Annotated in this window: 12 protein-coding genes; 2 read left to right on the plus strand and 10 right to left on the minus strand. The window is 33.4% G+C overall.

Translation table 11 applies throughout. The features are described from left to right. Positions 1–26: 26 nt before the first annotated feature. The 3 genes from Q0893_RS17700 to Q0893_RS17710 all read right to left on the minus strand — a co-directional run bounded on the left by Q0893_RS17700 (position 27) and on the right by Q0893_RS17710 (position 3,014). Positions 27–812 (minus strand): hypothetical protein, encoded by a 786-nt coding sequence (locus tag Q0893_RS17700; RefSeq protein ID WP_298904178.1) that lies wholly within the window; start codon positions 810–812, stop codon positions 27–29. Between the two features lie 215 nt (positions 813–1,027). Further along, positions 1,028–2,218, minus strand: coding sequence for an ADP-forming succinate--CoA ligase subunit beta (gene sucC / locus Q0893_RS17705; RefSeq protein WP_298904176.1), 1,191 nt, complete (start codon positions 2,216–2,218; stop codon positions 1,028–1,030). A gap of 139 nt (positions 2,219–2,357) precedes the next feature. After that, the gene (locus tag Q0893_RS17710) at positions 2,358–3,014 is read right to left on the minus strand and encodes a hypothetical protein (RefSeq protein WP_299278209.1); all 657 of its coding nucleotides are present in this window, start codon (positions 3,012–3,014) and stop codon (positions 2,358–2,360) included. A 119-nt stretch (positions 3,015–3,133) separates the two neighbouring features. Here Q0893_RS17710 and lysA point away from each other — a divergent pair, with 119 nt between their 5' ends. Next, positions 3,134–4,339, plus strand: coding sequence for a diaminopimelate decarboxylase (gene lysA, locus Q0893_RS17715; RefSeq protein ID WP_299278212.1), 1,206 nt, complete (start codon positions 3,134–3,136; stop codon positions 4,337–4,339). Positions 4,340–4,382: 43 nt separating this feature from the next. Here lysA and Q0893_RS17720 read toward each other — a convergent pair whose 3' ends face one another. The 6 genes from Q0893_RS17720 to Q0893_RS17745 all read right to left on the minus strand — a co-directional run bounded on the left by Q0893_RS17720 (position 4,383) and on the right by Q0893_RS17745 (position 11,687). Further along, positions 4,383–6,782, minus strand: coding sequence for a hypothetical protein (locus Q0893_RS17720; protein ID WP_299278215.1), 2,400 nt, complete (start codon positions 6,780–6,782; stop codon positions 4,383–4,385). Positions 6,783–6,786: 4 nt separating this feature from the next. After that, on the minus strand, positions 6,787–8,322 hold the full coding sequence (locus Q0893_RS17725) for a carboxypeptidase-like regulatory domain-containing protein (protein ID WP_299278218.1): 1,536 nt from the start codon (positions 8,320–8,322) through the stop codon (positions 6,787–6,789). After that, the gene (locus Q0893_RS17730) at positions 8,319–8,705 is read right to left on the minus strand and encodes a glyoxalase superfamily protein (protein ID WP_298904167.1); all 387 of its coding nucleotides are present in this window, start codon (positions 8,703–8,705) and stop codon (positions 8,319–8,321) included. The genes Q0893_RS17725 and Q0893_RS17730 overlap by 4 nt, the downstream gene beginning before the upstream one ends. After that, positions 8,705–9,289, minus strand: a complete 585-nt coding sequence (locus Q0893_RS17735; RefSeq protein WP_299278222.1) for a hypothetical protein — start codon at positions 9,287–9,289, stop codon at positions 8,705–8,707. The genes Q0893_RS17730 and Q0893_RS17735 overlap by 1 nt, the downstream gene beginning before the upstream one ends. A 42-nt stretch (positions 9,290–9,331) precedes the next feature. Further along, positions 9,332–10,735, minus strand: coding sequence for a M20/M25/M40 family metallo-hydrolase (locus tag Q0893_RS17740; protein WP_299278225.1), 1,404 nt, complete (start codon positions 10,733–10,735; stop codon positions 9,332–9,334). 73 nt (positions 10,736–10,808) lie between these two features. Further along, complete coding sequence (locus Q0893_RS17745; protein WP_298904160.1) at positions 10,809–11,687, minus strand: PPK2 family polyphosphate kinase; 879 nt, start codon at positions 11,685–11,687, stop codon at positions 10,809–10,811. A gap of 56 nt (positions 11,688–11,743) precedes the next feature. Between Q0893_RS17745 and Q0893_RS17750 the strand changes: the two genes are divergently transcribed. Next, positions 11,744–12,955 (plus strand): hypothetical protein, encoded by a 1,212-nt coding sequence (locus tag Q0893_RS17750; RefSeq protein WP_299278229.1) that lies wholly within the window; start codon positions 11,744–11,746, stop codon positions 12,953–12,955. A 3-nt stretch (positions 12,956–12,958) separates the two neighbouring features. Here Q0893_RS17750 and Q0893_RS17755 read toward each other — a convergent pair whose 3' ends face one another. Beyond that, a complete protein-coding gene (locus Q0893_RS17755) occupies positions 12,959–14,122 on the minus strand; it encodes a sigma-54 dependent transcriptional regulator (protein ID WP_298904157.1) in 1,164 nt (387 codons plus the stop codon). Between the last annotated feature and the right edge of the window lies 1 nt (position 14,123).

The following is a 14,123-nucleotide window of genomic DNA, read 5'->3' on the forward strand; positions in this document are numbered from 1 at the left end:
TTTTTTTAGATGTTAAATATAACAGATTACTTAGCAGCCACTAAAGTGCCGTCATTTGTATTTGTATAGAGTGTCGTAATATAATTAGCTAACATTTTTAAACTATTTTCCTTATTCGCTTTTATTTTATTGTTTTTAATAAAAGCCAAAATTAATTCTGATTGCTTCGGAAAATCCCTTTTAATAGATTTTTTATTTGTAGATAAGTTAACCAGTTTTCTATTTTGATTCATCACATAAAAACGTTCTTGTTTTTTAAGTTTAGCTGGTTTGTCTGCACTATATGTATTTGACGCGACTCTAGGCTTTGTGTATTTATAATCAACTTTTTTAAGCAATTGGCTGTCAGCATTCTTACCATCAAAAACAAAGTAATCAATAACGCTATTCCCATTATCATCTACATACGAAATGGCCTGATACGTTTGATTAGTTGCTAAAAACGTTAGTTTTAGATTATCGGTCTTAACAATATTATAAACCTTATCGCTGCTCTTAATTTGCAAAGCATTAGTCATAGGGTTATAACGTGCCAATACTATTGTTGGATTTGCATTAATTGTAATTCTTGCATTCTGAAATGTTGCCTGAGGTATATGACTTAAGTTATTAAACGTTTGATTAGGTAAATAACCTCTAAAGTTTTGAATCTCTAACTTAATATCAGAAGGTGTAGAACTGGTTAAATCTCGGGGTGTAATACTACCTCCTGGCGCCAATCCACCTGGATTACATTCAACGGCGGTAGTGGCCTGTCCTGAACTTAAATTAACGGCTAACATACACATGAGGAGAAGACATAGATTTTTCATAATAATTGAATTTTGAATTAGTTTCCTATGAAGTTATTAAAAATTTATCAAAACGAAACGTCTTAGTCCTTGAAAATTAAACATTTAACATATATTGAGTTAGAGTAGCAATAGAAATAAGATAATAATTAGACAGTGCAAAACAGTTCTATACAAAAAAAGGTCTCACAAATAAATCGTATCTGTGAGACCTTTTATATATAAATTAAACTACTCTAGCCTAAAACTGTCTGCACTTTATCGGCTGCTTCTTGGAATTCAGTGGCACTCATTACATCTAATCCAGAATTATCAATCAATTCTTTGGCAATGTCTGCATTAGTTCCTTGTAAACGCACAATGATTGGAACATTGATTGTTCCCATATTTTTATAAGCATCGATAACACCTTGAGCTACACGATCACAGCGAACAATACCTCCAAAAATGTTAATCAAAATAGCTTTTACAGCTGGGTCTTTAAGAATAATTTGAAACGCTGCTTCTACACGAGCTGCATCTGCTGTTCCTCCAACATCTAAAAAGTTAGCTGGCTCTCCTCCTGCTTGCTTAATTAAATCCATGGTAGCCATTGCTAATCCTGCGCCATTAACCATACATCCTACGTTTCCATCTAAATCAACATAGTTCAAGCCTTTCTCTCCCGCTTCAACCTCAATTGGGTTTTCTTCACGTAAATCACGCAATGCTGCTAAATCTTTATGTCTAAATAAGGCATTATCGTCTAAAGATACTTTAGCATCAACTGCCATTATTTTATCGTCACTGGTTTTTAAAACCGGATTAATTTCAAATAAAGACGAATCAGACTTTACATAAGCTGTATATAAAGCTGTAACAAATTTTGTCATGTCTTTAAACGCTGCTCCAGATAATCCTAAGTTAAAGGCAACCTTGCGCGCTTGAAATGGTAAAATACCCGTTGCTGGATCTATTTCCTCAGTAAAAATTAAGTGTGGTGTTTCTTCTGCAACCGTCTCAATATCCATTCCTCCTTCTGTAGAATACATAATCATGTTACGTCCATTACTACGATTTAGTAATACAGACATGTAATATTCTTCTGGTTCAGAATCTCCAGGATAGTATACGTCTTCGGCAACTAATACCTGATGTACACGTTTTCCTTCTGCTGAAGTTTGAGGTGTTACTAAGTCCATTCCTATAATTTGACCAGCAATTGTCTTAACGTCGTCTAAACTTTTAGCCAACTTAACTCCTCCACCTTTTCCACGACCACCTGCGTGAACTTGTGCTTTAATTACGTGCCAACCTGTACCAGTGTCTTCAGTTAACTTCTTAGCTGCTTCAACCGCTTCATCAGCATTTTGTGCTACAATACCACGCTGAATACGTACGCCAAAACTGCTTAATAATTCTTTTCCTTGATATTCGTGTAAATTCATTTGGTTTTGAAATTTATGGTTTGTCTTCGATTAGTTTCCGAAGTCATTTTTTACGACCACAAAAGTAATCATACTAAAAGTTTTTACCAATAGTTTTTAATATTGATTTATGGCGTTCTAATTTGAGTATTCGGAATGCTTAGGTCTTTAAACGCTTAATAACTGAAAATGCTTTATCAACTAAGTAATCTTCAACAACAATTGTAAATTCATTGGTTGTAGAAACAACCTCATACAACGTAATATTTTCCCAAGCCAAACGCTTAAATATTTGGTAATATAATCCTGCGATTTTCGAATTGCCTTTGGGCAAATAAATACTAATAGCAGATAATTTATCCTGCAATCCAATTTGTATTTCATTTTTAAATGCCTTTGAAATACTTTCTTGCTCAGACGTTGAAATAATAATATTGCTTTCAAACACGCCACGAGTGAACGCATAAAAGATTTGATGATTCACACCTATTTTTGACAATACCTTAGAATGACTATGGATGAGTGTATTTGAATTTTGAAATGTAAAGTCACTAAGGTTTGACCGTACAGTAATATCTCCTAAGTTTTTAAACACTCTATTTAGACGTTCTGATTTTTCTAAATGAAGTGGCTGTTGATAACGACGTAAAGCCATCATAATTGCTCCATTTTTCACAGGTTTTCTGAGCATCTCAGAAATAGGTTTGTTTAAGTCCTCTGCCAAAGCAGAAAAATTAATAATCTGTCTTGACAAGCCTTCTTCTAAGAATGGGCTTGACACAATAATCTCCTGTACGCAAGATGCAATTGTCTTCAATTTGTTAACTATTTAACATTTTGTGTAAATTTAGCAATATTTTTTCATTTTTATGTTTTCAAGCGGTATTACATTTAATTTTGACAACTTAACTACATTTAATTTAAGTAATACCACAAATGAAACCAAATACTTTATTACAAGTTGCTAAGGACTTTGGGAGTCCTGTTTATGTTTATGATGCCGAAAAAATTAAGTTTCAGTATAAACGTTTAACCTCTGCATTTAGTAAGGTCAAACACTTAAAATTGAATTATGCTGTAAAGGCATTGTCTAACATCTCTGTTTTAAAGTTGTTCAATCAGTTGGGTTCTGGACTAGATACTGTTTCTATTCAGGAAGTTCAATTAGGCCTAAAAGCTGGTTTTAAACCAGAACAAATAATTTTCACACCAAATGGTGTGTCACTTGCGGAAATTGAAAGGGCAGCCGAATTAGGTGTTCAAATTAACATTGACAATCTATCGGTTCTAGAACAGTTTGGAACAAAACATCCAAAAACACCTGTATGTATTCGTATTAATCCACATGTAATGGCAGGTGGGAACACAAATATATCTGTTGGACATATTGATAGTAAATTTGGAATCTCGATACATCAAATTCCGCACTTACTTAGAATTGTTGAAAACACACAAATGAATATTAACGGTATTCACATGCATACTGGCAGTGATATTCTTGATATTGACGTGTTTTTATATGCCAGTGAAATCTTATTTGACACTGCCAAACATTTCAAAAATTTAGATTTTATAGATTTCGGATCTGGTTTTAAAGTGCCATATAAAACTGGAGATATAGAGACTAATGTAGAAGAACTAGGAACCAAATTATCTGAGCGTTTCAATGCGTTTTGTAAAAGCTACGGCAAGGAACTTACATTAGCCTTTGAACCAGGGAAATTTCTGGTAAGCGAAGCTGGTTATTTTTTAACACGCGTTAATGTTGTAAAGCAGACAACTTCAACAGTTTTCGCACAAGTAGATTCTGGCTTTAACCATCTTATTAGACCTATGTTATATGGAGCGCAACATGAGATTATAAATATTTCAAACCCCAAAGGTCGTGAGCGTTTCTATTCGGTTGTGGGCTATATCTGCGAAACTGACACTTTTGCCAACAATAGGCGTATCAATGAAATTAACGAAGATGATATATTAGCCTTTAAAAATGCTGGAGCCTATTGCTATTCTATGGCATCCAATTACAACTCTAGATATCGTCCTGCCGAAGTATTATGGCATAACAAAAAGGCACATTTGATTAGAAAAAGAGAAACTTTTGAAGATATCATACATAACCAAGTCGCTATTAATTTATAACCAACCAAAAAAGCGCAAGATATAGTCTTGCGCTTTTTAAATTCTAGTTGTCTAATTCTATACGTTGAGAAATTAATTCTTGACCATTAACAAGGCCTTCAACAAATAATTTAATAGGAGTTTTAGTATTTAAAATTTTTATTGAGAGATTACCATTGTCATCAAATCTCGCATTAGGAGTCCAATCGATTACTCCATATTCTGCAAAAAACTTAGAATTATACGAACCATACCTAGGTATATAAAATCGTTTAGGAGTTGAATATGTTAGAGGTATATCATAGCTCGTAAAGGTTATTTTTGGCTCAAATTTGAATTTTTTATTTGGATCCGTAAAAATCTTGATTACTCCAGATCCTCCTCTAATACCTTCACCGATTCCTCCCTTATTAATTTCGACATAATCAACATGTTCCATACTAAACTTATTAAGTATATCTAGATTAGTTAAAAGTACATTGTCTAGATAAATTATTGGAATAGTTAACGGTGTTTTACCGTCGGGTCCACGCCTCAATGAAGAAGGGGTAAAGCCTGATATTCTAAATATTGTATAACTTCCAGTTACTGGATCTTTCCCGGGAGTTTCTTGCACACTATAACCTCTTTCACTTATAAATTGCGCGAACGTTTTATAAAAATCTCTTTCCTTTTCCCCAAATTCTACGATTCTACCAATTGATTTATTTTGTAGCTTTTCAATTCTAGTATATTTCTTTTTGGCATAGAGTTTAACTTCATCAAGAGACTCTACATCTTTAAACTCAAAAGTTTCTGGGTTTGATGCGGCGTACTGGTTACCTTTAAGTGTTGTCATAGGAAGATAAGTGGTAGAAAATCTTGCAATTTGAGAAGGTGAAAATTGCAGTACCACATTAGAAACCCCCACACTTCCATTACGTTTTACCTCACCTATTCTTATTTGCTCATCATCAAGCGGAAAAAATCCTCGCTTTTGGAATGTTTTCTCACGCTCTGACAATACTAATATTTCAGATTTAGTATTAATATTAGGATAGATTAATAGGCTTTTACCTTTACTGTTATTCGCATTTATGGTATAGTTAATCCCTACCTCAAAATCATAAATGGGCTCTGGTGCAGCATTAAAAATAGTCGTCCAATCATAACTACTCCAGCCTTGAGTAAGTAGTAGATTATCTAATTCATATTTTTTCTTATTGCTAATATTAGTAAAATAATAAGAGGCATGTTCTACTGCATTCTTTAGATAAGGTTGCAGATATACTGCAGAAATGATATTTTGATGATGTGCATAGCTTTTTGTTTTTGAAGGCAATACAGACACACTTAAATTTTGCAATAATTTAGGGTCTACATGAGGTAATGCTAATTTAATTTCTAAACTGTCATTTGGTTTTCGACTCAGGGATGACTTTGAAATAGTGTTCACTGGTAAGCCTTCAAAATTAAAATACAGTCGCTCTGCTATTGGTCTATTTTGTTCATCAAATAAGGTAAATATGTTTATCCCACTATAAAGATCACTTAAGGGGATTGACGTCACAGATTCTTTAGTTCCATTAAAACCTAGTATAGCTTCCGTTGCACTTGATCCATTATGAATAATAAGTTTAAAATTTTTGTTTCCAAAGCGCTTAAAACCATCATCATTAGTTTTTACCACTAAACCAATACTATTATCTGATGATAGTTCTTTAATGGATAATAAAACACCACTATGCTCAGCTTTTTCCAATGTTTGAACGACCTTTTTGTCGTTATAAAAATATTCTAAACTATAGTCTTGTTCTTTGATTGGATGTAATAAAAATTTACCTATCCCAAAATCATCTAAGGTTATAGAGCTTAATACCTCTCCCTCTTTGTTAATTACATCAACCTTTAAATTAGGAACACCCAAACCCAATTTATCTTTGGCTATTACACCAACTACATTGGATGTTTCTAACAATAAGTGACCACTTTCTGGCAGCACTTGTACATCTATAGACTTATCAATATCGGTTGGTTTGTCATTAATTTTATCATCTGGATTAATCACATCAAACGTCTCAAGAAAATAAGTTTGTTCATTGCTAAAATTTCTAGACCAATTGGTATATGCCTTAAATTTGTATTCTCCACTCGTATATGTACTGTCAATCATGAAGTCGCCACGAGACACCCCTTGATTCATCATGAGCAGTTTTTCTGTAATTATCTTATTCTCTTTATCTAATATTTGGCAATACAAATTTGCCGTATTCGTAGAAAGTTGCTTGATATCTCTAAGAAATACATAAGCATTAAAACCAAGCATTTCTCCAGAGATATAAGTGCTTTTATTAAGATGCACATAAACCTGTTCTCTAGATAAGTCTGTAAAATCGTCGTAAGCATCTATAATGTCACTAGTGTCCTGGGAAAAACCAATAACAGGCCACATTCCAAGCAATATTAGAATAATTAAGTTCTTCATCTTATTAGTTGTTAGCTTTCTTTAAAGGTGTATTCATCCAATAATCACTATTTGACTCTAACGGATTTATAGCGGCTTCAGACAATGGTTTATATTTCAAAATAAACTTCAAATCATTGGGCTTAACTTTATTTTCAAAAACATCTTGAGCAAAAAATTCTCTAAATTGATAGGCTTCAATTTTTGGCGCACTTAAAATTTTTCTATTAGTAACATCATAGATATTTTTCACTCTATAATCAAATGCGCTCATATTGGTATTTTCATCAATGGTCTCTGGCAAACTCCAATCGGCAATGGTTACTTTAACCGTTTGTTGATCAATAATTTCGGCTTTCTTCACCATTAGTTTTCGCTTTTGATATTTAAATCTAAAGTCCTTCCTATCTACAGTTGTAGTATCAAGTTTATTATTAAACTTCAGATAAAAGGCTTGTTCATAAACATTAAAATCAACACTTTCAACATCAAAAACAAATTTATTACTCACTACAAATCTGTTATTAAAAGTGATATAATTAAGGTACATAAAATCACCTTTAGGTTTGTATTCTATTAGGACTTCAAATAGTGGGTTTATATTATTCGTTTCAAGTACAACATATTCCAATTTGTGAATAGCAAAATCATCCTTGGCTATAAAAATTTTACCATGAGCCTTGTGACTACTGCCCACTAAACCAGATTTAGCTTTGAATGAAATTTCATAAATAACATCATCATTAAGATATACTTTACGAGAAAGATCGAACTCATGGTTTTCCAAAAATTTGCGTTTAAAAACGTATACAAATGAAAAACTCATATGTTCAAAATTCCGAATAGGGTTATGAACATTCAAAATACCTAACTCATTACCTCCCTGCCCAGACAAGGTTGTGTTCTTAATATATTTTGAATCCCCATCATAGGCTATTAATAAGGTAGAATCTCTTGAGAATTCGTTGTTTTCTTTATAACTTAATATGGCGCTTTCATTATAGGCATCGGTCATAATATCTGTATCAAAGCCTGCATCAAATGATTCAATTATGGCTTCATTTAGATTGTAATAATTTCCTCGTACAACCTGATAATCTCTATAATAACCGATAGAAGAATATGGTGTTTTGGGGTAATTTAATGAAATACTAGCCACAGCTTTTTTAACTATGGTATAGGCATCGAGATCATTAATTGACGTTTTCTTACCTTTAATAAGTACTTGGTTAAGCGCTTCTATTTTTGGACTAAGATGTATTGTATTTACCTTCTTATCCTGAAGTGAGGTAACCGCAATTTTCTCTGTTTTATAGCCCAAACATGAGATGATTAAAGTATCTCTTGATGTTTTGTAGCGATAAGGAATTCTAAAATCACCATCTACATTAGCTACAATACCGTTACCATCATTTTTAAATTGGATGGTTGCATAAGGTACCGGATAATTTGTTCCCTGTTCAATGAGCTTACAGAAAATCTCTTCAACACCTTGTGAAAAGACTTGAACAGAGCCTAAAATAAAACTACCAAATATGATTATCTTTTTTAAATTACTCATAATGATTTTAAATCTCTATAAAACACCAAACCGTTACCATTTTTATCATAAATCCCAAACTCACGTGTTCCCCATGAGGTATCTTTAAGTTCTGTGTTTTCATGAAATACTGCCTTAGTGCTATATTCTTGAAATAGGGCATCTACATTCTCAACATAAATTCTCAACAACACACTATCCATACCATCTACCCAGTCATTTTCATCATGCCATTGTAAATGAATTTCAACACCATCTCTTATAATTCCTGCATACCCAGGATCATCGCCAGCATCTTTAAACGCAAGTTTAAAACCAAGTTCATCCACATAATAATGAACAGCATTCATGACATGCCTTACAGGCAGAACTGGATGAATTTGTTTTAAAAATGCTTTTTCCATTAATCTTTAGCTTCTTTGACTTTACCTGTAAAATGATTTACATTAGGGTTGATTGGATTCCCGGTGATTCTTCTAAATGAAGCCAACTGCCCGCAATGCCATATAGCATCAGCAATTGGTCCATTAACTTGATTCCAAAACGGGATTTCATTCTCACCGAAAATGATTTTATATTGAGATATATCGTCGCTTCCTCTTAAAATATCTGCTGCTGTTTTCAAATTCATTAATGCTTGCTTACGCTTTTCTTCATAAGTCATCTTCGATTTATCAACTCGACTATTTGGTTGTTTTAATGTAGAATTCACAATAATATATGATAAATCTAAAATATGATCTATAGTGTCTTCTGAAGAACGCACGTCTTTACTTGGTCTATAATTTAAATCCTTTTCGGTAAGACCTTCACTTGCCCAATAAAACCTAAACCCCAATCCATCTACCATCCTTGCTGCCATGGTACCAGCTGTAAACTCTTTTGAATATTCTGGAACTTCATAATATGGTAGTTTTTCTTCTGAAGTATCTTGTGCGTAACACATTGCACTAATAACAAGTGCGATAATGACAATCGTGTTTTTCATTTTAAATGGGTTTAGTTGAAATATAAATTGGTATACGAGATGTTAGTCTCTTAGTTTTTCTTCGTTAGAAATCGTTTGAGTACCATATTTATCTATAAGATAAACTAAAGCAGTCATTGATGCAGCACCAAGCTCTAATTCACGTTTATTCACATGTTCAAACGTATCATTACTGGCATGGTGATGATCAAAATAGCGCTGAGAATCAGGGCGTAAACCAGCTAAAACGATACCATCGTTCTTTAGCGGTCCAATATCTGCACCACTATAGCCTTCTTCGAAAAAATGAATTAAATACGGTTTAAATAAAGGTCTCCAGCTTTGTACTTTTGCCAACATAGCCTCACTACATTGAAAACTAAATCCTCTTGGTGTAAACCCTCCAGAGTCGCTTTCTAATGCAAACACATGATTTTCATTCTTTTGTTTGGCTACCTCGGCGTATTTTTTTCCACCGCGTAATCCGTTTTCTTCGTTCATAAACAACACAGCCCGAATGGTACGCTTTGGTTTAATTCCGCTTTCTTTCAAAAGACGTAAAACATCCATAGATTGTACAACACCAGCACCATCATCGTGCGATCCATCTCCCAAATCCCATGAATCTAAATGACCACCAACTACAATGATTTCATTTGGAAATTCGCTTCCTGTTATTTCTCCAATAACATTGTAAGATTGTACATCAGACAATTGTTTACAATTCTGACTAAAAAAGAAATTGATATCCTTATTAAGTGCTAACATACCACTTAATAATTCGGCATCGTTTGTACTTATTGCGGCCGATGGGATTCTTTGTCCAACAGGCAAATCGCCATAACTCATACTACCTGTGTGAGGGTAATCGTCTAATCTTAAATTAAGTGAGCGTACTATAGTACCAACAGCACCATATTTTGCCGCTTCTGCAGCTCCTGCATAACGTTCAACAGAACATCCACCATAAGCCTCAAAGGTATTAATGAGATCTGCCTGCATTGGTCTATTGATAAATACAATTTTTCCTTTAATATTTTTTTCTCCTAAAGCCGCTAAGTCTTTATAGGTATTAACTTCAATTACTTTAGCTTTAAGCCCTCCTGTAGGCGTTGCTACTGAGCCTCCAAGAGCACAAATATTAACGCTGGTAGTTACACCAGGAGACGTTTCAATATAAGCAAATTCGGGTGCGCCTCTTACCCAACGTGGTACCATTACTGGTTGCAACCATACTTTATCTAATCCTAGTTTCTCAAGTTCTTCTTTCGTGTATTGAACTGCTTTCTCTGCATTTAAAGACCCTGAAAGGCGTCCACCAATTTGATTAGACAAATGATCTAGCCATTGATAGCTCATGCCATTGGTTAAGGAATTAGAGTACACTTTTTTTAGATTTTCGGCATCGGTTTGTGCCGAAATTTGAAATGTAATAGCAAGTAAAAGGATAGTACAAAATCGCTTCATATGATGGTAATTTACTTTGAAGCCTAAATATACTATTTTAAACAATGACGATTAAAAAAGAAATCATAAAAAACTATTCATTCTCAAGCTCTTTAATGTATAAACCTAGATTAGTTTTAAACTCGTCTTCCAGTTCTGGCTCTACGATATCCTTGTATTGAATAAGTGTATCATACATAATTTTAGCTACAATATAACGTGCTGTTGGCTTGTCGTCAGAAGGTATTACATACCAAGGTGCATGAGGTTTAGACGTTCTATTAATAGCATCTTGATAACAATCTTGATAGTCATCCCAAAGTTTTCGTTCCTTTAAATCGCCAGGCGAGAATTTCCAGTTTTTTTCTTTTTTATGCAAACGTCTCAACAACCTGTTTTTTTGCTCCTCTTTTGAAATATGAAGGAAAAACTTAAAAATAATGGTTCCGTTGTCTGCAATGTGTTTTTCAAAGTCATTAATTTGCTTAAATCGCTTGTCCCAAAACGCATCATTTACATCTTCAATTGAATTTACATCTGGTAAAAATTCTCCTAGAATATAATTTGGATGCACTCTTGTAACCAGAACGTTTTCGTAATGTGTTCTATTAAAAACACCAAACTTCCCACGAGCAGGTAAAGCGATATAATGTCTCCATAAATAATCATGTTTACGCTCTATTTCGGTAGGAACTTTAAAACTATGTACAACAATACCACGTGTATTAAAATCTTTAAACACCTCTCTAATCATGCTATCCTTTCCTGCTGTATCCATGCCTTGAATACAAACTAAAACAGCATATTTACCATGAGCATAAATTGTATTTTGAAAATCACCAAGATTTTCTCTAACGTCTTCTAATTCCTTTTCAATTTCATTTTTATTGGCTTCTAAATCAAAATTTGTCGATATTTGACTTAAAGTCAATGACTTAGACACTTTAAAATCATTTATCACTATTTTTTTCATTTTAATCAAATTTAGTTTTAAATATAAAAATAAACTTTAACAGTACTTAAATTATTTTGAATAATCGTCTCATTGTCATATTGCTTATTTTTTTCTCGACTTTAACTGTATTTAGTCAAGGTCATGACTCTTTATACCATAAAACTGCGAATATATTCAAGCCTAGTGTTGTTTCTACACATCCAAGTGGTATTTTCCTTTCTAGAATTCAAGGAAATTTCAACTTTGCACCAACTGAGTCGACAAAAATCAACTTATCAGTTGAAAGCGGAAATGTTTGGTCTCCTCCTGTAGTAGCCTATATACCAAATCAAACTTCAGATAGAGATTTTATCAGTCAATTCCCTTGGCATGTAAGAGAATTTGCAGTCGATGTAGATACGTTAGACGCCAAATCGTTAAAGGTTGCTAGTGATGGTGTTATTAAAGGTTTTAGGCCTAATATCAGATTCAAATTAAATACTACCAGCGAACTAAAAATTGGTATGCGTCTTTTTTTATTGTCAGGTGGAAAAGCACCTTTTTCCTTAGTTACAAACGATAATTTTATTGAATATTTTCACGATAATATTGCTGGAGGAGACGATCCATTTGACAGAGGTTTATATCCAAAAAATAAAGCATCATTACTATTTAAAGACAGAAACGATAATCAGGTCAATATTAAACGTGGAGATGTTTTTCTAAACGGGTTTGAGTTTACGCATTTATTTTATCCTGAATTCCTTAAAAATGAAGAGCGCCATTTATATTTTAATATCGCAACTCACGTTGGCTTAAATACGTCTCAATATAATAGTTCTATTGATTTTGGTATTGGCATCAACGCTATGAAGCAATATGCTTACAAACAAGTAGGTCTTTTTAATATTGGTTTCAATCTTGGTATTAACAGACTTAATTTATTTGATTTAAAGTCTAGCAATGTAGAGTTTGCATCAAATGATTATCTAGCCAACATTGAAACTATTATTGAGTATAACTTTTTTTCAAAAGGAAAAACAAGACATGCATTTGGTCTTGATTTTTACATTCAAACTAGTTTATATAAGACCGATGAATTTGATTATTTGATACCTACAAAAAACGGCACCTCATTTAAATCGTGGAATATGGGAACAGAAAACCTTTATAAAAACAACAACTATTGGACGTTAATGTATACATTTCAAAAGAAAGGATCTATGACGTTTTATTTACAACAAGACCTTACTGTGAATAATAATCCCGACATTCAAGCCGGTATTAATATAATATTCGAGCTATAACTATTATTTACTAGCAAATAATTTCACGTCGTTTTCGCTTACTTCTTTCTCTCCTAGAATAATTAAGCGTTCTACAACATTTCGCAATTCACGAATATTACCTGTCCAGTCGTACTCTTGAAGACGTTTTATAGCCTTATCTGAAAACTCCTTTTTTGCTGTTCCTTGTTCTTCGGAAATTTTAGAAGAAAAATGATTAACGAGCAACGGAATATCCTCCCGTCTATCATTTAGCGCTGGCACTTTAATTAAAATAACGGCTAACCTGTGGTATAAATCTTCTCTAAATCTACCTTCGGAAATTTCAGTTTTCAGGTCTTTATTGGTAGCAGCAACAACTCGAACATCTACTTTAATATCTTTATCGTTACCTACACGTTGAATTTTATTTTCTTGAAGTGCTCTTAAGACCTTAGCTTGAGCCGACAAACTCATATCTCCAATTTCATCTAAGAAAATAGTACCTCCATTAGCTGCTTCAAACTTTCCTGCCCTATCTTTTACTGCACTTGTAAAAGCGCCTTTAACATGACCAAAAAGTTCGCTTTCTATTAATTCTGATGGAATCGCAGCGCAGTTAACTTCAATTAACGGCCCTTTAGATCTTTCGCTTTTTTGGTGTAACCAATGCGCTACAAGTTCTTTACCTGTTCCGTTAGGTCCTGTAATTAGCACTCTTGCATCTGTAGCAGATACTTTTTCTATCATTTCTTTGATATGTGAAATGGCATCACTGTCACCTATCATTTCATATTTTTTGCTCACTTTCTTTTTGAGCATTTTATTTTCAACAACAAGTTCCTTTCTATCTAAAGCAATGCGCACGGTATTTAGTAATCTATTTAAATCTGGTGGCTTCGAAATATAATCAAATGCACCTAAACGCATAGTATTTACCGCTGTATCAAGATCTCCATGACCAGAAATCATAACCATTGGAGTTTCTGGCTTTATTTTCTTAACGGCCTCCAGCACTTCTACCCCATCCATTTTCGGCATTTTAATATCACAAAGTACAAGATCGTAGTCATCTTTCTTTATTTTCTCTATACCTACTAAGCCATCTTCTGCCTCATCTACTTCGTAGGTATCGTTTTCTTCCGAGAGTATTTTTACTAGTACTCTTCTAATTGCTGCTTCATCTTCTATTACTAAAATCTTTGCCATT

Source organism: uncultured Psychroserpens sp. (genome assembly GCF_947494225.1).
Taxonomy (GTDB): domain Bacteria; phylum Bacteroidota; class Bacteroidia; order Flavobacteriales; family Flavobacteriaceae; genus Psychroserpens.

Bases quoted from the DNA above. Each gene is read 5' to 3' on its own strand.
- Q0893_RS17700 (WP_298904178.1), bottom strand. From the start codon at position 812: ATGAAAAATCTATGTCTTCTCCTCATGTGTATGTTAGCCGTTAATTTA.
- sucC (WP_298904176.1), bottom strand. From the start codon at position 2,218: ATGAATTTACACGAATATCAAGGAAAAGAATTATTAAGCAGTTTTGGC.
- lysA (WP_299278212.1), top strand. From the start codon at position 3,134: ATGAAACCAAATACTTTATTACAAGTTGCTAAGGACTTTGGGAGTCCT.
- Q0893_RS17720 (WP_299278215.1), bottom strand. From the start codon at position 6,782: ATGAAGAACTTAATTATTCTAATATTGCTTGGAATGTGGCCTGTTATT.
- Q0893_RS17725 (WP_299278218.1), bottom strand. From the start codon at position 8,322: ATGAGTAATTTAAAAAAGATAATCATATTTGGTAGTTTTATTTTAGGC.
- Q0893_RS17730 (WP_298904167.1), bottom strand. From the start codon at position 8,705: ATGGAAAAAGCATTTTTAAAACAAATTCATCCAGTTCTGCCTGTAAGG.
- Q0893_RS17735 (WP_299278222.1), bottom strand. From the start codon at position 9,289: ATGAAAAACACGATTGTCATTATCGCACTTGTTATTAGTGCAATGTGT.
- Q0893_RS17740 (WP_299278225.1), bottom strand. From the start codon at position 10,735: ATGAAGCGATTTTGTACTATCCTTTTACTTGCTATTACATTTCAAATT.
- Q0893_RS17745 (WP_298904160.1), bottom strand. From the start codon at position 11,687: ATGAAAAAAATAGTGATAAATGATTTTAAAGTGTCTAAGTCATTGACT.
- Q0893_RS17755 (WP_298904157.1), bottom strand. From the start codon at position 14,122: ATGGCAAAGATTTTAGTAATAGAAGATGAAGCAGCAATTAGAAGAGTA.